This is a genomic window from Bacteroides cellulosilyticus, from assembly GCF_020091405.1.
Taxonomy (GTDB): domain Bacteria; phylum Bacteroidota; class Bacteroidia; order Bacteroidales; family Bacteroidaceae; genus Bacteroides.
On record NZ_CP081903.1, the window covers coordinates 3,261,910 to 3,285,201 of the forward strand.

General features: G+C 40.7%; 19 protein-coding genes. 8 read left to right on the top strand and 11 right to left on the bottom strand.

Features of this window, described 5'->3' with window-relative positions; all coding sequences use genetic code 11:
• Window positions 1-6: 6 nt before the first annotated feature.
• From K6V21_RS11780 to K6V21_RS11805, 6 genes are all read right to left on the bottom strand, one after another.
• On the bottom strand, window positions 7-636 hold the full coding sequence (locus K6V21_RS11780; protein ID WP_394798921.1) for a M23 family metallopeptidase: 630 nt from the start codon (window positions 634-636) through the stop codon (window positions 7-9).
• A gap of 15 nt (window positions 637-651) precedes the next feature.
• Window positions 652-1,317, bottom strand: coding sequence for a B3/4 domain-containing protein (locus K6V21_RS11785; RefSeq protein WP_224321886.1), 666 nt, complete (start codon window positions 1,315-1,317; stop codon window positions 652-654).
• Window positions 1,287-1,931: a lipoprotein signal peptidase gene (locus K6V21_RS11790; protein ID WP_217714128.1), complete on the bottom strand. Its 645-nt coding sequence runs from the start codon at window positions 1,929-1,931 to the stop codon at window positions 1,287-1,289. Before K6V21_RS11790 ends, K6V21_RS11785 begins: the two co-directional genes overlap by 31 nt.
• A 10-nt stretch (window positions 1,932-1,941) precedes the next feature.
• Window positions 1,942-2,763 carry a peptidoglycan editing factor PgeF gene (gene pgeF / locus K6V21_RS11795; protein WP_224321887.1) on the bottom strand — a complete coding sequence of 274 codons (822 nt, stop codon included), beginning with the start codon at window positions 2,761-2,763 and terminating at the stop codon, window positions 1,942-1,944.
• Window positions 2,760-3,932: a GTPase ObgE gene (gene obgE, locus K6V21_RS11800; RefSeq protein WP_217714126.1), complete on the bottom strand. Its 1,173-nt coding sequence runs from the start codon at window positions 3,930-3,932 to the stop codon at window positions 2,760-2,762. Before obgE ends, pgeF begins: the two co-directional genes overlap by 4 nt.
• Window positions 3,933-4,056: 124 nt before the next feature.
• Complete coding sequence (locus K6V21_RS11805) at window positions 4,057-5,391, bottom strand: nucleoside hydrolase-like domain-containing protein (protein ID WP_217714125.1); 1,335 nt, start codon at window positions 5,389-5,391, stop codon at window positions 4,057-4,059.
• Between the two features lie 74 nt (window positions 5,392-5,465).
• Here K6V21_RS11805 and K6V21_RS11810 point away from each other — a divergent pair, with 74 nt between their 5' ends.
• On the top strand, window positions 5,466-6,308 hold the full coding sequence (locus K6V21_RS11810; protein ID WP_224321888.1) for a helix-turn-helix domain-containing protein: 843 nt from the start codon (window positions 5,466-5,468) through the stop codon (window positions 6,306-6,308).
• Window positions 6,309-6,403: 95 nt separating this feature from the next.
• Here K6V21_RS11810 and K6V21_RS11815 read toward each other — a convergent pair whose 3' ends face one another.
• Genes K6V21_RS11815 through K6V21_RS11825 form a run of 3 tightly spaced genes read right to left on the bottom strand, consistent with a single transcriptional unit; the run spans window position 6,404 to window position 9,144 of the window.
• Window positions 6,404-6,976 (bottom strand): adenylate kinase, encoded by a 573-nt coding sequence (locus K6V21_RS11815; protein WP_029427120.1) that lies wholly within the window; start codon window positions 6,974-6,976, stop codon window positions 6,404-6,406.
• Window positions 6,977-7,029: 53 nt separating this feature from the next.
• On the bottom strand, window positions 7,030-7,566 hold the full coding sequence (gene hpt / locus K6V21_RS11820) for a hypoxanthine phosphoribosyltransferase (RefSeq protein WP_217714123.1): 537 nt from the start codon (window positions 7,564-7,566) through the stop codon (window positions 7,030-7,032).
• A gap of 39 nt (window positions 7,567-7,605) precedes the next feature.
• The gene (locus K6V21_RS11825; RefSeq protein WP_217714122.1) at window positions 7,606-9,144 is read right to left on the bottom strand and encodes a peptide MFS transporter; all 1,539 of its coding nucleotides are present in this window, start codon (window positions 9,142-9,144) and stop codon (window positions 7,606-7,608) included.
• Between the two features lie 272 nt (window positions 9,145-9,416).
• Here K6V21_RS11825 and K6V21_RS11830 point away from each other — a divergent pair, with 272 nt between their 5' ends.
• A complete protein-coding gene (locus K6V21_RS11830; RefSeq protein WP_224321889.1) occupies window positions 9,417-10,538 on the top strand; it encodes a retron St85 family RNA-directed DNA polymerase in 1,122 nt (373 codons plus the stop codon).
• Here the strand turns inward: K6V21_RS11830 and K6V21_RS11835 are convergent.
• Window positions 10,532-11,359, bottom strand: coding sequence for a SecDF P1 head subdomain-containing protein (locus K6V21_RS11835; protein WP_224321890.1), 828 nt, complete (start codon window positions 11,357-11,359; stop codon window positions 10,532-10,534). The genes K6V21_RS11830 and K6V21_RS11835 overlap by 7 nt on opposite strands.
• A gap of 235 nt (window positions 11,360-11,594) precedes the next feature.
• Window positions 11,595-12,155, bottom strand: coding sequence for a peptide deformylase (gene def, locus K6V21_RS11840; RefSeq protein WP_224321891.1), 561 nt, complete (start codon window positions 12,153-12,155; stop codon window positions 11,595-11,597).
• 286 nt (window positions 12,156-12,441) lie between these two features.
• Between def and K6V21_RS11845 the strand changes: the two genes are divergently transcribed.
• From K6V21_RS11845 to K6V21_RS11870, 6 genes are all read left to right on the top strand, one after another.
• Window positions 12,442-15,378 carry a TonB-dependent receptor gene (locus K6V21_RS11845; protein ID WP_224321892.1) on the top strand — a complete coding sequence of 979 codons (2,937 nt, stop codon included), beginning with the start codon at window positions 12,442-12,444 and terminating at the stop codon, window positions 15,376-15,378.
• A 27-nt stretch (window positions 15,379-15,405) separates the two neighbouring features.
• On the top strand, window positions 15,406-16,677 hold the full coding sequence (locus tag K6V21_RS11850; RefSeq protein ID WP_224321893.1) for a DUF4957 domain-containing protein: 1,272 nt from the start codon (window positions 15,406-15,408) through the stop codon (window positions 16,675-16,677).
• Window positions 16,678-16,689: 12 nt separating this feature from the next.
• The gene (locus K6V21_RS11855) at window positions 16,690-18,564 is read left to right on the top strand and encodes a heparinase II/III family protein (RefSeq protein ID WP_224321894.1); all 1,875 of its coding nucleotides are present in this window, start codon (window positions 16,690-16,692) and stop codon (window positions 18,562-18,564) included.
• Window positions 18,565-18,576: 12 nt separating this feature from the next.
• Window positions 18,577-19,776 (top strand): glycoside hydrolase family 88 protein, encoded by a 1,200-nt coding sequence (locus K6V21_RS11860; RefSeq protein WP_224321895.1) that lies wholly within the window; start codon window positions 18,577-18,579, stop codon window positions 19,774-19,776.
• A 90-nt stretch (window positions 19,777-19,866) separates the two neighbouring features.
• Window positions 19,867-21,660 carry a glycoside hydrolase family 2 protein gene (locus tag K6V21_RS11865; protein WP_410490271.1) on the top strand — a complete coding sequence of 598 codons (1,794 nt, stop codon included), beginning with the start codon at window positions 19,867-19,869 and terminating at the stop codon, window positions 21,658-21,660.
• Window positions 21,661-21,670: 10 nt separating this feature from the next.
• On the top strand, window positions 21,671-23,227 hold the full coding sequence (locus tag K6V21_RS11870) for a sulfatase (RefSeq protein WP_224321896.1): 1,557 nt from the start codon (window positions 21,671-21,673) through the stop codon (window positions 23,225-23,227).
• Window positions 23,228-23,292 lie beyond the last annotated feature (65 nt).

Below are 23,292 nucleotides of genomic sequence, written 5' to 3' on the forward strand. Positions count from 1 at the left end.
GGATACTTAGCTGGTTCCGGCTGTTTTTTTTGTTGCAGGCTTCACGATGACGCCTTTTCCATTCTTGGTGCAGTGAATACATTCTTTGCGGAGTGTCCTTTCTTTGAAATCGAAAATGAGATTGGGGTTGAAATGCTGTCCGTTGATGCGGGTTTCAAAATGAAGGTGTTCGGTGCTGGCACGTCCGGTACGTCCGGTCAGTGCAATGGGTTGTCCGGCCTTTACGACGTCACCACTCTGAACAAGATTCTTAAAATTATGACTGTATATCGTTTCCAATCCCGAAGAATGGCGCACAACGATTACGTTACCGTAAGCACTGTAAGGCTTCGACATACGTACAATGCCATCGAAAGCACTGCGTATCGTGTCTTTGGCGCAAGTCTTGATATCAATACCCGAGTGACGGCCGCTACCGCGTCCGTAAGGAGAAATCACTTTTCCTCCGGGAAGCGGAAAGCAATAGGCGGTATCAGGTATTTGCTCCAGATGCAATTCTAACAAATTTTCGTTATCGAAAAGCCCCGGTGTAGTAACCCGGATATGATTGATTTCCATTTGCGAGAAACTTGGTTTCTCTTCAGGCGGAGTATAAGCCAGTGCGAATGATAGTAGCAGAAAGAATATGTTCATGATTAAAGGTCCTTCTTGTTATTCAAAATAGATAATTTTTCCTCCATCCGAAGAAGTATATTTTTTCAGTAACTCCTGTATCATCTCGGCAGCTTCCCGCAGACCTTCCTGTCCGCTGTAACCATTGACGATGGCAAGGATATGCTGGGTGCCTAAATCCATTTTGGTACGTTCGTTGTCGCTGGTGGGAGTACCGATACCGCCTACGGCATCGCGATAGACCGGAAGTCCTTCGATGTTCAGAACGCCCCGTCCGATACCTTCGAATGGTTCTTCAGCGCGTCCAACTCCCAGTTTGAGGTCAGTGCCCTGTATCTTGTCCGCATCGAAACCACCGATGGAATAACCGGTGCGCAGGGATACCAGATTAATCAGGTCAACCAATGTATCTATTTGGTAAAGGGCAATTCCACGCATCAGACGGCGTCGTAAGGCTTCGGCAGAAGGACGGTAACGGCTGGGGTCTTTGCCGCAACGTTTATAAGCTTCCCGGGTAGCTGCAATGGCGGGTTGCAGTTTGATGTCCTCCGGCTGGGTAGTGGAAGTCAGTTCCCGGGTGAAAGCATTGATTTCTTCCCAAAGCCCTTCGCAAAAGGCTGTATTGGTAACTTCTGCATAGACGGCTGCACCTTTGAAGATGGGGCAGGCCTTCTTTATTTCTTCTGATACGGTGATCTGGTACATAAACTGAAACTGCTATTTAAACTTTTCATGTAAAACAAAAATAAAATAATCACTCCGCAACTGATGGCAGCATCCGCTAAATTGAATACCGGACTGAAGAATACAAAATTGTCTCCTCCTATAAACGGCATCCAGCTTGGCCAGTTAAACTCAAAAAGAGGAAAGTAGAACATATCGACCACTTTTCCATGCAGCCAACCGGTATATCCTTCCCCTATAGGTACGAAAGTAGAAATCTCGGCGGGTGTACTCTTACTGAAAATAACGCCATAGAATATGCTGTCGATGATATTCCCGATAGCTCCTGCCAGTATCAACGAAACACATGCAATATAACCACGCTTATATTTAGCTTTAATAAGTATGACGATATACCATCCAATCGCGATGGCAAATATTGTGCGGGCAATAGTCTGAATGGCTTTAGGCACTATCTGCATACCGAAAGCCATACCGGGATTTTCTATAAAGCGAAGATAAAACCAATCCGTGATATGAATGCTTTCATTATAAAACATATTCGTTTTAACTTCAATCTTTATGACTTGGTCAAGAATCAAAATTCCCAATACAATGAGAATCGATAGCTGTCCTTTGGACAAAATGTTCTTCATATTAAAAAAATTATGGTTTTGTGTCTACTATCATAATTCCCGATAGTATACGTCCTGATTTAATCCCCAGCCGTCTTGCCGAGAAAAATTCTTCATGCCTCGTATAGGTACAAATGCCAGATGTTTCTATTTGCTCGCCGGGTACACCGAAGTCGAGCAACTGCATCCGGTTTGCAGCCCACAGGTCGATATGATGCTTATGTGTTTCGGGTTTCCATTCTGATATATAATCCATTGCAAAACCGTTCATGCGGAAAGCTTCGTACACTTCTTCGCCCACTTCAAAAGAAGGCAAGGATATGCCGGGGCCGATACAAGCGATTACGTCTTTTCCATCGGTTCCGTAGAGTGCCCGCATCCTGTCGAGAGTGTGTCCGGCTATGTAATTCACCGTTCCCCGCCAACCCGCATGGGCGGCGGCTACCACTTGGTTCTTGCGGTCATACAACAGGATAGGAATACAGTCAGCCGTAGAAATACAAATGCAGCAACCCGGTTCCTTGGTGATTAGTGCATCCACTCCTTGCAGCATGGCCGTGCGCTCGTCAGAGGTGGCATTGAGATACTTTTCATCAATCACCTCCACCTTTGTACCATGTGTTTGGAACGGAATGACTAATTCTTTAGGCTGTTGAGGCATGGAGTTACAGAGTAATTCCTGATTGCGACGGACAGATTCCGCATCATCTCCCGTGTAAGGCGTACAGTTGAAAGAGGCATAATCTCCTTTGCTGAAACCTCCCCGGCGGGTAGTTGCGAAACAAAAAATGTTGGAGTACGGTGTCATAACCCCGTATCCCAACATTCGTTTATCTTCTGTCAGAGCAATCATTGCTTGTCATCCTCCCAGTCTTCTTCCTCATACTCAAAGTCTTCCAGGTCTTCCACGTCCTCATCGTCTTCCACATATTCATAGCTGAGGTCTTCATCCTCACCCATGTCTTTCAACTCTTGCTGGAGTTTGTTTACATCCTTCGGACGGTGAACAATAGCTTCTATTTTGTTGCTATCCTTATTCAACTCTTCCCAAAGAATGTCTTTCAACACGGAAAGTCCCATGCCGGTAATGGAAGAAATGAATACATGCGGAACGTTTGCAGGGAGTGTAGGCTCTATTTCGTCCATCAATTCCTGATCGAGCATATCGCTCTTGGTGATGGCAAGTACCCGTTGCTTGTCCAGCATTTCAGGATTGAAAGTGCTCAGTTCATTCAACAGGATTTCATATTCTTTCCGGATATCATCGCTATCGGCAGGCACCATGAAGAGCAACAGAGAGTTACGCTCGATGTGCCGCAGAAAGCGCAATCCCAACCCTTTTCCGGCACTGGCTCCTTCAATGATACCGGGAATGTCCGCCATGACAAACGACTTACTGTCACGGTAAGAAACAATACCCAGATTGGGTTCCAATGTGGTGAATGGATAGTTGGCTATCTTGGGCTTGGCGGCAGATACGGAAGCAAGCAAGGTTGATTTTCCGGCATTCGGGAAGCCTACCAGACCTACGTCTGCCAAGAGTTTCAGCTCCATGATTACTGTCATTTCCTGCATCGGTTCGCCCGGTTGTGCAAAGCGGGGTGCCTGACGGGTGGCTGTCTTGAAGTGCCAGTTACCCAGTCCGCCGCGTCCGCCTTTCAGCATAATAACTTCTTGTCCATGCTCGGTGACGTCGCAGATGTATTCGCCCGTTTCGGCATTGTATACCACTGTGCCACAGGGAACTTCAATAATTTTGTCTTCTCCGTCCTTACCAAAACTGCGGTTCTTGGAACCGGATTCTCCATGTCCGGCCAGTGCATGGCGGTCGTAGCGCAAATGCAACAGCGTCCAATAGTTACGGTTACCGCGCAGGATGATGTGACCTCCTCGTCCTCCGTCACCTCCGTCGGGGCCGCCATTGGGTATGTATTTCTCACGCCTCATGTGCGTAGAGCCTCGTCCGCCCTTTCCGGAGCGGCAATATATCTTTACGTAGTCAACAAAGTTCGATTCAGCCATTTCTTTCCTTACGATTGATTTTAAAATACTTATTTTCTTTTTCGATGCAAAAGTAACGATTCTCCAAGACTACCTCAAACTTTTTTATTCCTTTTTATTTATTAATCCGCAGTGGAGGGCATTTCTAACTTATTTTTAGCACTACTCGTTTATAAACGGTAAGTGCCGGAGTTGCTTCATCCGTCAATTCTAAAATGATATGTATGTTTTGGCCCGCAGCATCAGCAGGGATATGTACTTTGCATTTTTCCGCATTATCCCTTTCTATTTCTACTTCACCTTTGTAACTGCTTGGTTCAGTATAAACACTCCACTTGTATATCAGCTTGTTACCATCAGGATCAGTTGAACCGCTGGCATCTAAAACTATGGAATTTCCGGCTTTTACCTTCTTAAAAATACATTTCAGCGAACGGTCTCCATCAAGCACTGCATGCGGATGGTGATTCACCGCTTTATAATCATCGGTTGTAGTCCACAACATACGTGCTGCAAAATTATTCCAAATGTGCAGCTGCCATTTGTTGATGGCGGCACAGCCCTCTTTACAGCTTCCATGCATATAATAAGGGTCATATTGCGTTTCATCTTTCCCGCTGCGCACTATAAAATCCATACCTCGTATACCACTCGTCTTTTGATTGGAGAAACGACCGCCCCATCCTCCATATTCAAGTGAGTCGGGTACGTTCAGGCCATTCGCATATACATAAAAGAAAGCTGGAGAGTCACCTTCCGTTGCCCACTTCCGGTCAGGATAATGCTTGCCTAATGGCTGATGACTTTGAATATTCTGTTTAAGCCATTGATCGGAAGGTCCCCAACCATATACTTCTTTATTTCTGATATATACTATTTCCGGGAAGTTCTTGGCTATCCAGGCTCCGGCATCATCTTGCCCTAGAACATCATATATGCGGATTTTTGCAGTAAACTTCTTAAGGGCTTTTTCGCTGCGTGTATGCTTCACTTTCCATAAAGCTTGCGCTATCGTATTCATTCCACCCCAAGCTGCAAGCCATACGGGGCGTTGATCCTTTTTCTTATCAACTACCGAGATTATCAATTCTGATCCCGGAGAATCTTTAGCTTGACCTACTCCGGTCATGTTAGAGGAAGGTTGCCCTCGTTTAATAATTGCTCGTAGTTGATTCAAACTGGGATACCCTTCTGCATGTTTATTCAAGCGCGGCAGAACTTCTCCAAATTGTTCTACTACCTCTGAAATTTTAGCCGTTTTATCTGGGTCATCCATCCAGACTTGTGAACTGATTAACCCCTCAATGTCGATTACATTTGAGCATAATAACAAGTGTATCATTGACTGGATATCATCCGGATCAGTTCCCCCTAAATCAGTGGTTACAATCAGCCGATGTTTGTCCTCATTAGCCACTTGCGCCTCTGAATAAAGGCTCCATGCTGTAAGAAAGAAAAAGAAGAAAAGTACTTTTTTCATGGCATTTAAAGATTATTTTTGCAAATTTACCACCAAAATGTGAATAACACTCTCTATTTATATATACGAATATAATGAATTCCGAGAAATGCTACAGTTTTGATAAGTTCCGTGAGGAGTTTAAACCTTATGGACTTACATGTGAGACATGGATACCCCGTGTTATGCCCAGATACGATAGGCATAATGAAATAGAGATAAATTACCTGCCCCAAGGGAATATCACTTACTTGCGACACAGCGAAAAAATAACGATACCCAATAAGCGGTTTACGATATTCTGGGGACTTATTCCTCACCAAATAATTCATTATGAGAATGTAGAAAAGTATTATGTATGTACCATTCCTTTTGCGCATTTTTTATCTTGGAAGCTTCCGGCACAGTTTGTAGACAGCTTGCTCAGAGGAGATATTCTATATGAACAAACAGATGAATATTCTCAATATGATGAGTTCTTACTAAATAATTGGTTGAAAGATAGCAGCGTAAATATGCAATCGGATCTTATTTTATTAGAAATGCAGACCAGAATCACTCGTATGGCTCATCACTTGCAGTCTTCAGATGATGGTATAGCATTGGCTTCATACCAAACGACACTTATCGAAAAAATAACCATATATCTTACTAAGAATTATTGTAATGATATTAAAGCCAATGATATCGGTGATGTAGTAGGTCTGCACCCTGATTATGCCAATCATATATTTAAGAAGGCATTTGGTACTACAATAAGTGACTATATTGCTGAGTTAAGAATAGCTCATGCACAACGTAAATTACTGACTACTGACATGAGCATTACCGACATTGCATACGAATGTGGATTCAATTCTGTAGCCCGGTTTAATGCTACATTTTTTAAGAAAATCCAATGTACCCCGCGTGAATATAAAAAGAAGATCGTGAAATAGTTACTTGTTATTTTAGGGCAGACGGGAGAATAACAAAGCGCGGTAATATCATTTTCATGGGTATTATCGCGCTTCTAAATTATGATTGTGTAACTTTACTTTGCAGCGTCGATCGCAGCGCAAACATCAGCAAAGATTTCTTCCAATGCACCTTGTCCTTTGATGTGCTGGTATTGTCCTTCCTGCTTGTACCAGTCAATCAGCGGAGAAGTCTGTGAATGATAAACATGAAGACGTTTCTTGATAGTCTCTTCGTTGTCATCGGCACGACCGGAATCCTTACCACGTTTGATGAGGCGGACCATCAGTTCATCTTCAGGTACATCCAGGTCAAGCATAACGCTTACTCCCTGATTTCTTTCAGCAAGCATTTTCTTCAGAGCTTCTGCCTGTGCAATCGTACGGGGGAAACCGTCAAAGATTACACCTTTGCTGTCTTCAAAGCTGTCGAATACACTTGCAAGGATATCAATCATCAGTTCGTCAGGGATCAACTGGCCTTGATCGATATAACTTTTAGCTGTTTTGCCCAGTTCTGTGCCGTTCTTGATTTCTGCACGCAACACGTCACCGGTTGAGATGTGGTTAATACCGTACTTTTCTACGATTTTCTCACTTTGTGTTCCCTTTCCTGAACCGGGAGCACCGAAAATTACAATGTTCAACATTTGTGATTTACAATTTAACTGTTACTTATATTATACCTAATTCAAAATTCTTTTTAATCCACTACTGTATAAATATCCGCATAATTGCGTCCGAAACCGTCATAATCCAATCCGTAACCTACAATGAAGTCATTGGGGATTTCCATGGCTACATATTCGATATTCAAATCCACTTTCAACTTATCGGGTTTCACCAGCAACGAAGCGATGTGGATTTCTTTCGGGTTACGTGTGCCCAGCGTGTCCAACAGACGTTGCATAGTCAGACCAGTATCTACGATATCTTCCACAATCACTACCGTGCGGTCTGTCAGATCTTCGGTAATACCAATCACTTCTTTGATAACTCCGGTAGAAGACACCCCCTGATAAGAAGCCAGTTTCACGAAAGAAATCTCGCAGGGAATAGTAATGTTTTTCATCAGATCAGCAGTAAACATAAACGAACCGTTCAGGACGCTGAGAAACAGAGGATTTTTACCAGCCAGATCGCGGTTGATTTCATTTGCAACGCGAGCTACTTCTTTCAGAATGTCCTGTTCCTTGATAGAAACAGTAAACTTTTTGTCTTTTATTTGTATGGTGTCCATAAGGGATAGATTTTTTAAATTGGCACAAAAATACAATTTTTATTCCACTCCATGCATCATCTTCTGCAATTTCTTTGAAAGCAGGAAGAGGATAAGAGAGGCTACACCGGACATGATAACGAATACCATAAAGAAGTCGAACATGGTTTCAATGCGGAATCCGAGCAGGGTTTTCACCTTCCCGTCTTCGGGGTAAAGGCCACTTAATGTTCCGGCAAATTTATTAGCAGTGGACATGGAAAGATACCAAATTCCCATCATGAGAGATGCGAAGCGGAGGGGAGTCAACTTGTTTACCATTGATAATCCGATAGGAGAGAGGCACAATTCGCCTACTGTATGGATAAAATAAAGTCCGGTCAACCAGATGAGGCTGACTTTTACCCCAGGCTGGGTGTCTTTCACACCGAAACAGATAACCAAATATCCCAGTGAGAGCAATAATAAACCGATAGCTTGTTTGGTTGGAGAAGCCGGTTCAGCACCTCGTTTGTTTAAGAAGCCCCATATTCCTGGCATGATAGCAGCCAGGATTACCACGAAGAACGGATTGAAAGATTGTATCCATGAAGCTGGGACCTCCCAACCTAAGACGAAACGATCAGTTTGTTCGGCTGCAAAGAGGGTTAGTGAGGCGCCTGCCTGTTCGTAAGCTGCCCAAAAGAAGATGACAAAAAAGGCGATGATATAGATGACGAAAATTCGGCTACGTTCTATTTTTGTCAGGGAGCCTTCCAATAGAATGCTGACAGGGAATACAATACAGGCGGTAAAGATGCCAATGCTGATCCAATCATCTCCGAAACACCAGTAGAAGAAGATGGCAAGCGCAATGGCCAGCATACCCAAAAGCAGATAGTTACGTTTCTTTCTACTATTATCCACTTTTGTCTGTTGAGTGGTTTTCTCTACTTTCGGTTGTTCTTTCTTGGCATCGGGAATAATCCCCAGTTGTTTGCCGTCAGGATCAACAAGGTACTTATTCTTCTGTGTTTCGAATATAACTATGGTAAATAGGGTGAAAATAGCGGCTATTAGAAATCCCCATTTAAAATCATGAGGATTTCCTGTCTCACCGAAATAACCGCAAACTAGCGGCGCAAAGAGCGAACCTATATTTACTCCCATATAAAATATGGTGTAAGCGGAATCCAAGCGTCTGTCTCCTGGTTTGTAAAGTTGTCCTACAAGAGAAGTAACCGTGGGTTTAAAGCACCCGTTGCCCAAAATGATAAAGGTGAGTCCCCCATACATCAACCAGTGGGAAAGCTCTTTAGTATCCAGCATCGACGCACTGAAGAACATCAGGAACTGGCCTACCGCCATCATCATGGCACCCCAGAAAACGGAACGCCGGATCCCCCAGTATTTATCAGCAATATATCCGCCGATGAGCGGAGTAAGATAAACCAGTCCGGTATAGCTGCCATAAATAGAGGCGGCATGTTCCTTATCGAATAAGAGTGCCTGGGTTAGAAACAGAATGAAGATAGCACGCATACCGTAGTAGCTGAAACGTTCTGCCGTGCTGGTAGCAAAGACAAGGTAAAGACCTTTGGGGTGTTTGGATGTACTCATTATAGTATAGATATTTTCTTTATGGGAGGCAAAGTTATAGAATCTGATTAAAAAAACGTTTCTGTATTCAAATAAATTGTCTCTCCTTTGTGCTGTAAGTGGAAAAAAATATATTTTTGCATACGAAGAGGATGAGAAAAAGATTTAGCAGGAAAGAGGTGCAGTCGCCTCGTAAGCTCAGGAGCTTTCTTAGAATGTAAATACTCTGGTATAAATACCACGATTTACATTAGTAAATACTCATCCTCTTCTTTTTTATACTTGTTGATAAGATGAATGGAATTCTGATAGCTGTATTTATTGTTACCTGCTTATTGGTCTACAAAATTATTTCTTCGAGTCGTAAACAGGAAGGATACAAAAGGTGGAAAGCAGGAAACCGCGACAACACGGAGCATACTGCCAATGCCGGAACCACCCGTAAGGGATGGTTTAGCCAGCTTTTTAAAACTTCTGCTCCGCGAATCTCTCCCTGGTTTAAAGAAGAAGCCATCTCTCAGTGTGCAAACTTGTTGGGAGTGGAAGAAATGAAGTTGAAAGAAATATTGAAGGATGTTTCTGCCCACTACCGGGAGTTCTGGATAGGTAAACGGAGGGGAGGTTACCGCATGATTTCTGCTCCGGACCACGAACTGAAGCCTGTTCAGGACGCTATTAATCACCGAATCTTATCCTTTGTAAATGTTCATCCGGCAGCTACCGGCTTTCGGTCCAGGATGTCTATAGCCGATAATGTCCGCCCGCATTTGGGAAAGCGGTGTGTGCTGAAAACTGATATTCATGATTTCTTTAGTTCCATACGCAGTCCTCGTGTGAGGAATACATTTGAGGCAATGGGGTATCCGCCTGATATTGCGAAGGTGCTGGGAACTTTATGCTGCTTACATCGTTGTTTGCCTCAGGGGGCATCTACAAGTCCGGCATTGAGCAATATAATCTCTTATGAGATGGATAAAAAGTTGTCTGCACTGGCTGCCGAATATGGTCTGACTTATACCCGGTATGCCGATGACCTTACTTTTTCGGGGAATGTTTTCCCGAGAGAACAGATTCTGTCTCAGGTCAAACAGATTGTCCGGGAAGAGCAGTTTGAATTGAATCATAAGAAAACCCGTTTCCTGAAGGAGCACAGTCGGAAGATTATCACAGGAGTTTCCATCAGTTCCGGTGTGAAGCTGACTATTCCTAAAGCCCGGAAAAGGGAAATACGCAAGAATGTGCATTATATTTTGACGAAAGGTTTGGCAGAACACCAGCGCCGGATAGGTTCTCACGATCCGGCTTATCTGAAACGGCTGATAGGGACACTTTGCTATTGGCGGTCAATAGAACCGGATAATGTGTATGTGTCCGATTCTATCGCAGCCTTGAAGCGCTTAGGGAAAAGTTATTGATTGTTGCGTTTCTGAGGTGTCGGTTCTATATCGTAGTATCCCTCTTTTGTTTTTATAATCTTGAATTTTCCCTCTTTAACCCATTTATTCCAATCATCGAATAGTCCGGTGATATACTGGAACAGGTCTTCCGCAATATTGATTTCCGCACCCGACTTCAGGTTCAATACTAATTGGTCGTTTTCAACGGAAAGGAACTTTTTAGCTCTGTCTACCGCAATTAGATAAACCGTCTGGTTGTATGCACGGTCTTCGTTCAATCCTGTGTGGTAGTTGTAGGGGCCGATTGCATCGTCAGACATCGGACGCTTGGTTTTCAAGAAGGTGGTGTCGGTGATGGAAGCCCGTAACTTGCGGGCCTCTTCCCATGCTTTCTTATGTTCCGAAGCAATCTCTTCGTTTTTGATGTCCTCTTGAATTTGCCTGTACATGGCTTTGAACTCAGGCCCTTCACCTGAAATCGCAAAATTACCGCTTTCGATGCGAGCGTTCACCAAGGGATTACATACTACCTTGTTGTTGCATACAAAACCGATATGCTTGCCTATCGACTGTTCGGTAGCGTCTGCCCATATCTTAATGGACTGGTCGTTCACTCTACCCATAATCTGATAGGCCATTTCACCTGTTCGCTCACTCATAAAAGAGTCAAGCCTTATAGAAACAAAATCTTTGGTTGTTACGATGGGCTCTGCCGAAAGGCTGTCTTGTGTGCCGCTTGTGATGTAGTACCAGCCGTTGGGGCGGTATGGTTCAAAACTCCCTCCCAGTGAAGTTAACGCTAAAGACGCAGTTACTAATAAAACAGTGAACGTTTTCATGCTCTGACTTTTTATATGTAGTTATTTAATCTTTATTTTTAGTCCGACACCTATCTCGCAAATCGGTATCAACTTGTGTATCTCGGCTTTTGCCCAGAAAGAAACGCAATGGCACGGATATAGCTCCCGAATATTATTCTCTTGCAAAGATAACAACTAATCAATATAATTACTATCAGACAGGACTAAATAAACTTGTTTATCAGACGTTTTCTATTATGATAAGGAATTACTGTTACTTTCTTCTGTTTTCTTTAATAATCCGCACTAACTTATTCTTTATGAGCTGTCTTCTCAGCGGAGACAAATGATCTATGTACAATTTTCCTTGTGTATGCTCAAACTCATGCTGAATGATCCGCGCGGTATATCCGTGATAAGTCCTGTTTTGTTCTTTAAATTCACTATTCTGATACTTTATCGTTATTGACCAGGGGCGTGTAACTTCTTCGTAAAGGTCGGGAATACTCAGGCAACCTTCCCCTGCAGTCCATACTTTCTCGCTATAAGCTATTATTTCTGCATTGATGAATGTTTCCTCTATTCCGCAATCCTCTTCCACAAAGAAGTGTTCTCTTTCCTTAGCGGACATATATGTATAGGTATCTCTGCTGTTTACTATGAACAGCTTGATGGGAAGATTGATTTGTGGTGCGGCTAATCCGCAGCCGTCCGCATCTCTCAGCGTCTGCCACATGGTTTCTATAATTTCCTGGATATTGGGATAACTCTGTTCTATGTCTTCACATTCTTTTCTTAATACGGAGTTGCCGTAGACGGTTATCGGTTTAATCATATTCTTTTTTGTGGCAAAGGTAGGCTGTAACTACCATTGTTCATCGTAAATTTTAGACGTATTTTCTATGTGTATACATAAGTTCTATGCGCGAAATTATATATGCAAAAGGTGTTTTGAATGCTTTAAGATGTACTCTTGACCGGATATTCTACATTTTCTGACCAGTTTTTAGTCGTTTTTGCCAATAAAAGGACAGTAATAGATATATATTGCTTTTATTTTCAACATCTCTCAATTAATTAACCATTAAATTTGCAATATAACCATTAAATTTTATACGCTTATGAAGACAAGATTGCTTATCTTATTATTATTCCTATATGTAGGAGGAAATCTAGTAGCTCAAAATGCTACAATTACGGGTGTTGTCACAGATAGTGAGACTAAAGACTTCTTAATTGGCGCAACTGTCATGCTAAAAGGCTCGAATAAGGGAACAATAACAGATGCCAATGGGCAGTATACCTTATTTATACCTAAAGGCAAGCAGACAATCCAATTCTCTTTCATTGGATATCAGACGCAAGATTTTGATATAGATCTTAAATCTAATGAAGTGAAGACACTGAACCTCGTTATGCGTCCGGATAATCATCTGTTGAAAGAAGTAGTGATCAGTGCTCAAGCCAAAGGGCAGACAGCGGCGATTAAAAGTCAGTTAAATGCAACTGGTATTATGAATGCTGTATCTGAAGAAAAGTTGCATGAACTTCCGGATGTAAATGTTGCTGATGCTATTGGTCGTCTTCCCGGTTTAATGATCCAGCGTGATGGAGGAGAAGGTCAAAAAATCATCATACGTGGTTTGGATCCTAAGTATAACTCGGTAGCTATTAACGGTATGAATGCGCCATCAACAAGTAGCACTGATCGGAGTACTGACTTGAATATGATTTCACCGGACATGATTGCTGGGGCTGAAGTGTTGAAAGCCAGTACGGCCGACAAGGATGCCGATGGATTGGGAGGAACGGTAAACCTAATTATGAAAGATGCCCCGAGAGACTTCAAACTTAATGTAACCGGAGAAACAGGCTACCATTCACAAATTAATGGAATGGGGCGGTATAAAGGTGGTATCATGGCGAGCAATCGATTTTTTAGCGAAAGATTAGGTGTCATATTTACCGCAAGCGCTGACCAGACGGACCGGAGCAATGATACATTTAATGCAGCTTATAAAGTAAATGGTAATACGCCTACTCCTGGGTTTGATTACACGAAACCATGGATTACAGGGGTTAGTCTGGAATCAAATTTAGAAAAGCGTCAACGTTTTAACGTAAACCTGAATATGGATTTCGACTTGGGAAAAGGTTCTAAACTCAAAATGTCTAATCTCTTTAGTAGAATGAACAGAGATCGTGATATTCGTCAAAAACGTTATGATTTAGAAGGAACCCGATTGAGATTTCAACAAACTGACCGTAATTCACATAATACCAATATTACCAATATGTTGCAAGGCGAGTTCAATGTTTTGGGAGCAATCTTGAATCTCGGAGTGGGACGTAGTAGTTCGCGCACAAGGACCCCATACGATCACCAAATGCAATTCCGGCTGAATGCCCCCTTTACAGCTGATATCGATGCATTATCTTATCAACCTCCCTATTTGATAGCTAATTCTAAATTCGTCAAAGAAGATGATCTTACACAATACTATCTGTATGAAGCTATTTTTAATACAGAGTTTGCCAAAGAAACAGAATACAGTGCATGGCTAGATTTAAAGAAGCCTTTTAGTTTCGGCGAAAAGGTCAATGGATACATTAAAATCGGTGGAAAGTTCCGTCAAAAAGAAAGAAGTCTTGAAACAGCTCGTAGGTATAGACGTATGGATTTGTCTGAAGGAGCTGATCCTGTATTCGAGAATATGCCTGATTTAACTCCATCATCTTTCAAAAATTCCTATATAGGTATCACTGATTTCTTAGACTCTGGTTATAAGCCTCATGACTTTTTAAACAATAAGTATAAGGATTTATGCATTAATTTTGCACTAGATCATAATGCCATGAGAAACTTTTATAATATCAACCAAGATATATATGGCAAAATCCTTACCACAAAAATTCTGAAAGACTATGATGGGAATGAGAATCTTTGGGCAGGATATATTATGGGTGAAATAAATTTTGGCAAGTATGTTACATTTATACCAGGTGTACGCTACGATTTTTCTCACCTGAAGTACAATGCATACAGTGGCTCTAATGTTCCTGACAATGAAGAAAAAGAACATGAGTTTGAATATGAAAAGAGTAATGACTCCGACAAATATGGATATTGGCTACCACAAATCCATTTGCGTATAAAGCCAACAAACTGGATGGACATCAGGCTGGCATACACTGAAACACTGTCAAGACCTGATTATAACCTGCTTGCTCCACGAACAATCATAAAACCGAATGTGAATGAAGTAACATGGAGCCGTACTAATTTGAAGCCTGCTTTATCTCGGAATTATGATGTTATATTGACGTTCTATCAACCGGATTATGGACTCTTTACTATTAGTGGATTTTATAAAGATATTAAAAACTTTACTTATACTCGCTCTGCCTATATGTTGAATGGTACAGTGACGGATCCTGCTAATTTTGACTTACCTATGAGTTTGTCAGGTGGTAGCATTACCTATCCTTTAAATAGTCCATATAATGCAACGTTGAAGGGGTTGGAATTTGATTTGCAACTGCAATTCCGCAAAATGAAGAACTTCATGAAAGGTGTGGTATTCAGTGCTAATCTTACTCTTATGGACTCTAAAATGAACTACTTTGAAACGTTGAAGTCAAGAATTAAAAATCCGGATTTTACTCCCGGAGGTACTGAGAAGCCATTCCTTCCAACCAACTCTGACATTATATATACAGACCGGTTGTTAAAGCAACCCTCTCTACTATTCAACGTTTCTTTGGGATATGATTACAAGAAATTCTCAGGCAGAATATCTTGCAACTATCAAGACGGAGTGTTGATTGCAGAACAGCATCGCCAAGATGCAGCTGATGTGGAATCTACACGTCCATTCGTGAAATGGGATATGCAGTTGAAATATAGTTTGACCAGACAATTCTCTCTGTATGCTACTTTGTCCAACTTTACACAATCTTCCGATCGTAAACGTCGTGATATAACGAACTATCCGTCCAGAGTTGAATACTATGGTTCGGCTGCATACATTGGCTTTAAATATGATATCTTTAAATAAACATTGTTCCACTAAAACACTAAAGTTATGAAACTATATAAAATATATTCTAGAGCTATAGGATTACTTTTCGCATTGTCACTCTTGTGTGTTGGCTGCGAGAATGAAGATATACTCGATATTAATGATTTGGAAATCTCTCCAAGTAATCCTGAGAGTGTAGTTATTGTAGAACCGGACGATGGTATTACGTCGGTCAACGCTTTAACCAAAGCTATTAATGAAAATGGAGATGCAACATATATATTGCGTCGTGATGGGGTTTACTATATGGAAGGCAAGAATGTCTTCAAACATAATGTTGTAATTAAGGCCGAAAATGGTTCTGGCAAAATGCCTATCATACAACCTATTTGTGACGCGCAAGGAGCTTTAAATGCTGATATGATCCGTTTGGAAGGTAGCGCCACTTTTGAGAATATCTATATCATAGGTAAAGATGCGGCAACTGGTAATCTCATGCAACGTTTATTTCGTATTGACGAATCAAATGTGAGACTGAAATTTGACAATTGTTTTATTGACCATTGCAGGAACTTCTGTATTCGTACTGACAATGTCAATAATAAAATTTATCTGAATAACTCTACCATTCGTAATTTAGCTCTCACAAGTGATCCAGCCAATGGCAGATTGATAGATTCACGTGGAAACGAGCAAGATAGTATTGTTATCAATAATTGCTATGTTTATAATAACACTGCCCATATTGTACGATTTGACAATGTAGTCACAAACTATTTTGGAATTAAGCACAGTACATTCTATAATGTTGGGCACCATATACAAATAAACTATGCTATCAAAGTTGAAATAGAGAACAATATTTTCGCTAATGTAGGGTGGAAATCGAGTGCCGAGAGTGATGTGTTTTGGCAAATTTCAATACCAAAGAAAGATGAACGTGCTCAGGATATTAGTATGAGTGTTTGCAATAACAACTTATTTTTCTCTGAGGAATTTGAAAGACTGTTTGCCAAATACCCGCAGAATTTGAAGCGTACTACACTCTCTGACGATGGCTATCAACTGATAGAGGAAGGTAAACTGACTTTTAAAGATAATTTCTCGGAAGTACTGACTTTTGATTATCCGCCTGTTTTGCCAATGGAATATATTGACAAGTTTTTTGAGAATATGGGAAGTAATATGTCCAAATGGGCAGATCTTCCATTTTATGTTGACGAAGACGGAGTAGAAGGTATTGAAGTAGGAAAGACATTCACATTTCATTATTCAACCTCTTTCAAATCAGCAACAGCTTCCACAACCCAAGGACCTATTGGAGCATCATTTTAAAACTAAAAGAAAATGAAGAATATACTATTTATATTTTTAGCAGTGTTATACTCTGCTTGCATATCGGCTCAAGAAGGAGATAGTAAGAAGGTTAAAGACAGAGTACATCCCTATCTGATAATGACAACAGAAGATGAATCTGTCATCCGTTCTGCTATACAAACAGATGGAGTGTGGAAGGAATATCATGCCATCATGATAGAAGAGGCCGATAATATTCTTGGCAAGCCTAATTGCCAAAGAGTTATTCTTGGCAGAAGATTGCTTGAAGTGTCGCGTGAATGTTTGCGCAGGACGTTACTTTTAGGATATGCCTACAGAATGACTGGTGAAGTGAAATATGCCAAACGGGCAGAAAGTGAATTAGATAATGCCGCAGATTTTGTTGATTGGAATCCATCTCACTTTTTGGATGTAGCTGAAATGACTACAGCTATGGCTATCGGATATGACTGGCTTTACAATTTTATCAGTGATCAGACTAAGCTTAAAATAGAGAAAGCTATAGAAACCAAAGGTTTGAATCCATCATTAGACAGCCAATATAATAGCTGGCTCTATCGAAATAATAATTGGAATCAGGTATGTAATGGAGGAATAACACTTGGTGCCTTGGCTATTTATGATAAAATTCCAACCCTTGCTGATGAGTTGATCAATAGGGCTGTCCAGTCTGTTAAACTACCCATGTCCGTGTATGCACCTGATGGTGCGTATGCCGAAGGCTATTCCTATTGGGGATATGGGACGACTTACAACCTCCTCTTAATTGATGCCTTGGAAAATGTTATGGGAACTGATTATAATCTTTCTCAGGAACCAGGTTTCTTGAATACTGGAAAGTTTATCCAGAATATGCTACTTTCTGATGGCAAATCCTTCAACTATGGAGATTGTTCATCATCTGGTCGCGTAAGTCCTGCTATGTTTTGGTTTGCTAATAGGACTGCTGATAAAGATATTCTTTGGAGTGAGAAATACCAGTTTAGCCTGTCTTCTAAAAAGAGTATTAGGTCCTATCGATATGCTGTATTGGCTTTGATATGGGGCGCTTCTACTTCTATGGATAATCTGCCTAAACCTACTCAAAGAATGTGGGTATCAAGTAAAACAACCACTCCTGTTGCCCTTATGCGGACTACCTGGGATTATCAACATGGATTATCCATTGCACTCAAAGGAGGGACAGCACAATCAGGACACACACATTTGGATGCCGGTTCTTTTATCTTTATCAGTAAGGATACTCGCTGGAGTACGGATTTAGGTCCTCAGGATTACAACTCATTAGAATCCAAAGGTATTGATTTGTGGAATAAGACTCAGGAATCTGATCGTTGGAAAGTGTTTAGATACAATAACCTGGCTCATAATACACTTTCTTTTGACAATAAATATCAAAATGTGAATGGCTATGCAACGATTACAGACTTTTTGGATAATGAAAACTACATGTATGCTATTGCAGACCTTACAAAGATATACGAAGGTCAAGCAAAGGAAGTAAAAAGAGGAGTAGCTATCATTGATTCTCACTATGCCGTTGTTAGGGATGAAGTAAAGACATTGGGACAGCCCACTGTTATTCGCTGGAATATGGTGACGGAAGCTCAACCTGCTATTATAGGAGAACATACAATACAGCTATCCCAGAATGGAGAAAAACTGTTATTGGAGGTGGAATCTCCGGCAAAGGTCAGAATGAAAACTTGGAGTGCGACATCACCCAACAGTTGGGATGCCAAAAATCCGGGTGTGATGTTCGTTGGGTTTGAAGCTGAACTGCGGCCCAATACAACAGAAGTATTACAAGTTAAACTCATACCGGAAGGTAATTTCGATTCCAGCAAAGAAATAATGCCGTTAACTGATTGGAAAAATAACTAATAATAAAATTATATGAAGAAAAAGACATTGATTTTGGCAGGACTAGTAATGGGACTCCTCTTACCATCATGCAGTAATAATAGTAATGATATGATGAGTTCTGTGATAGAAAAAGGATTAAAACGTAGCATTGAACAGTCTGAATTTATGGCTGCCAGTCTGATGGATCAGCCTGACAGGCTTCCAAAGACCACAGAGAAAGATGGAACTCTTGTTACGTCAGATACGCATTGGTGGTGTAGTGGTTTTTTTCCAGGAACTTTATGGATGCTTTATGAAGCTACTGGGAATGAAACGCTGAAAAAATATGCCGAAAGCTATACGATGCGTATTGAAAAGGAGCAATATGCTTTAGATACGCATGATTTAGGTTTTATGATGAACTGTAGTTTTGGAAATGGTTATAAAATAACAGGAAATGAAAACTATAAGAAAATTCTGTTACAAAGTGCCCGGTCATTAGCAACACGCTATAACGAAAATATAGGAGTTATTCGTTCGTGGGATAATAAGCCTAAATGGATGTATCCTGTAATTATTGACAATTTAATGAATTTGGAACTATTAGAAAATGCATATAAATTATCACAGGACTCATTGTTTGATAAAATTGCAAACAGCCATGCTACGGTAACTATAACAAATCATTTTCGCCTGGATTATAGTTCATGCCATGTTGTAGATTATGATACCATAACTAATAAAGCGCTCAAAATGGATACCCATCAAGGATATTCAAGTACTTCGGCATGGGCACGTGGACAAGCGTGGGGATTGTATGGCTATACAATGATGTATAGAGAAACCCAGAACGAAAAATATCTTCAGCAAGCCATTAACATTGCGAAGTTTATCTTGCACCACCCAAACCTTCCGGAAGACAAGATACCTTATTGGGATTTTGATGCACCTAATATTCCGGACGAACCACGGGATGCTTCTGCTGGGGCTATCATAGCATCCGCTCTGTTAGAGTTGGGGCAATATGTCAATGATGATAAGCTTTCTAAAGAATATCAGTCTGTAGCCGCTCAACAACTGAGAACACTCTCGTCAGACGAGTACCTGGCGGATCCCCGGACAAATGGCGGGTTTATTCTTAAGCATTCAGTGGGAAATAAACCCCGAAACAGTGAAGTTGATGCTCCACTTACGTATGCCGATTATTATTATGTAGAAGCGTTACTCAGATATAAGAAACTGTTGCAATAGGTATTTCGGCCAATTATATAAGAATGCGGGTTAGGACGGTTAAGGCAATCTAACCTGCATTTTATTTATAAACAACACTTAACAACTACCATGAAAAAGAAATTGGTTTATTTGTTTTTACTATTATGGGTCTGCTGCAATCAAGTACAGATTGCACGCGCCCAATTTGCTATGACAAACGTATATGGACGGAAATGTGTACTATTAAATGGGAAATGGGATGTAATCATAGACCCTTATCTGCATGGGCATAAAGACTCCATCTATAAGGATAAACCTTTAAAAAGTAAGTCCGATTTCAAAGAATATGCTTTTGAAGGAGGAGTACGGCTTAATGTGCCGGGTGACTGGAATTCTCAATATCCGGAATTAAAATATTATGAAGGTACAGTATGGTACGCAAGGCATTTCAGTATAAAAAGGAGTTCTGACGAAAATGTATTTCTATATTTCGGGGCAGTAAATTACCAATGCACTGTATATCTGAATGGAACCAAAGTGGGGGGACATGAAGGAGGATTTACTCCATTTCAGATAAATATAACAGACCGCATTGTTTCTGGAGACAATTTTCTTGTATTGGAGGTTAATAACTATAGAAATAAAGATGCGATACCTGCTTTACTCTATGACTGGTGGAACTATGGTGGCATAACTCGGGATGTTATGATTGTGAAAACTCCCCAACTCTATATTGACCATTATTTTATACAGTTAGACAAATATAAGCCGGATCTGGTTCATGTCAAAGTACAACTTTCTGAAAAGCGTGTAAATGAAAATATCCGAATTACTATTCCCGCTTTAAATGTACTTCGACAGTTGAGCACAGATAGCACAGGTATGGCGCAGGCCTCCATAAAAGTTAAGCAGTTACAACGTTGGTCACCGCAAACGCCTCAGCTATATCTGGTTCAACTGGCTACTCGCAACGATACTATTAAAGAGGAACTCGGATTTAGAAATCTTTATGTCAAAGGGAAACAAATTTATCTGAATGGTAGTCCTGTTTTTATGAAGGGTATCAGTTTTCATGAAGAAATAGCTCAAAGACAAGGTAGAGCTTTCTCTCAGCAAGACGCAGTAGCTCTGTTATCCGAAGCAAAGGCATTGGGAGCTAATTTGATACGACTGGCACATTATCCTCAAAATGAGTACATCGTAAGATTGGCTGAAAAAATGGGTTTCATGCTTTGGGAAGAAATACCACTTTGGCAAAATATAGATTTCACTAGTAAAGTAACTCTGCAGAAAGCATTGACTATGCATTCTGAAATGATAATGAGAGATAGAAACAGATGTGCTTTGACATTTTGGGGAATTGCTAATGAAACCAGTCCCTCCAAGTCGCGCAACAGTTTTCTAAAAGAAATTATAAATAATTGTCAAAAGATAGATACCACCCGTTTACTTACTGCTGCTTTTGATAAGGTGAAGTGGAATGGTGATACCCAAACATTTGAGTTGGAGGATACACTTACAGAATATCTGGACGTTATATCTATCAATAAATACATGGGGTGGTATCATCCGTGGCCAATTAAGCCATCTGAAATTAGCTGGAATATCTGTCCTGATAAACCGCTTTTTATTTCCGAATTTGGCGGAGAAGCATTATATGGCCAGTCTGGAGATGCTACAGTAGCGAGTTCTTGGAGTGAAGAATATCAGGAACAGCTGTATAAGGACAATTTAGAAATGTTTATCTCTATTCCTAATTTGACAGGTATAGCCCCTTGGATTTTGTTTGATTTTCGTTCTCCCTATCGTTTTCACCCGCTCAATCAAAATGGTTGGAATCGAAAAGGGTTAATCTCAGATCAAGGATATCGCAAAAAAGCATGGTATGTAATAAATGAATTCTATAAAAACATTAACTTTTAAGTATCTCACAATGAATATTCATATACTTTCTTTACTGGGCGTTGCAACTATTACACAAGTATCAATTGCGACGGCACAGACTGCGCCTAAGGTCAATATTTTATTTTGTGTAGCTGATGATGCAGGTCATATGAGTGCTTATGGGGTTCCATGGATAAATACACCTGCATTTGATACTGTAGCTCGTAATGGGCTTTTATTTAATAATATGTATACATGTAATGCCAAATCCGCACCCTCACGTGCTGCTATGATTACAGGTAGAAATTCATGGCAGTTGGAAGAAGCCTGTAATCATTGGCCGAACTTTCCTGAGAAATTTAAATCCTATCCGGAAGCTTTAGCTGATAATGGATATTATGTAGGCTGCACGGGAAAGGGTTGGGGACCTGGATATGCTGTCAATTCAAGAGGTGAGAACCGAAATCTTACCGGGCAGGTATGGAACAAACGTAAACTTACGCCTCCAACTACGGGGATTTCTGATTGTGATTATGCAGCCAATTTTAACGATTTTCTAAAGAGTTGGGACAAGTCTAAGCCATTTTGTTTTTGGTATGGAGCACTTGAACCGCACCGTGGCTATGAATATGAATCTTCTAAGCGCTTTGGAAAGAATATCAATGATATTGATTCTGTACCATCCTATTGGCCAGACAATGAGATTGTGAGAAGAGATATGCTGGATTATGCAGTGGAAGTAGAGCATTTTGATAAACATTTAGGTCTGATACTTCAGTCTTTAGAGGAAATAGGCGAACTTGACAACACTGTTATAATTGTTACTTCTGATCATAATATGCCTTTTCCACGTTGTAAAGGACAGGAGTATTATAACTCCAATCACATCCCAATGGCAGTCATGTGGAAGAATGGGATAAGACATCCGGGAAGACAGATTAATGAATACATCAGTGTCATAGATTTGGCACCTACTATTTTGAAAATAGCAGGTATAAGTGAGATGCAATCAGGGATGCAAGCTATCACTGGAAGAGACTTTGTTGACTTGCTGAAAGATGAAAACACAGGGATAGACCGCAATTACGTAATGATCGGTAAAGAACGGCATGATGTAGGTCGCCCCAATGATCAGGGATATCCTATCCGTGGGTTGATCAGAGGAGACTTCCTTTACCTTAAAAACTTTAAACCTGAACGCTGGCCTGCAGGTGATCCTGAAACAGGTTATATGAATGTGGACGGTAGCCCTACTAAAACTGAGATTCTGAAAGCCCGTCATAATCCCAAAACAAAATATTTATGGCAACTGTCTTTTGGGAAACGGGAAGCGGAGGAATTATATAATATAAAAAAGGATCCTAATTGCATGGTCAATTTGATTCAAAAGAAGGAATATGCTTGCATAAAAGATAGAATGGAAGAAGAAATGACCAGACGATTATTGGATCAAAAAGATCCGCGAATGTATAATAAGGGGGATATCTTTGATAAATATCCGGACACCAGCGAAGCCCATGACTTTTGGCACAGGATAAGGAACGGAGAACGAGTACCGGCAGATTGGATTAATATTTCTGATTTTGAAAAAGACTTTCCGCAATAAGAGTTTTTCTTGTAAAAAAGAAAATAAAAGAGTATCTATATGATATTTCATCCGCAGATGACACA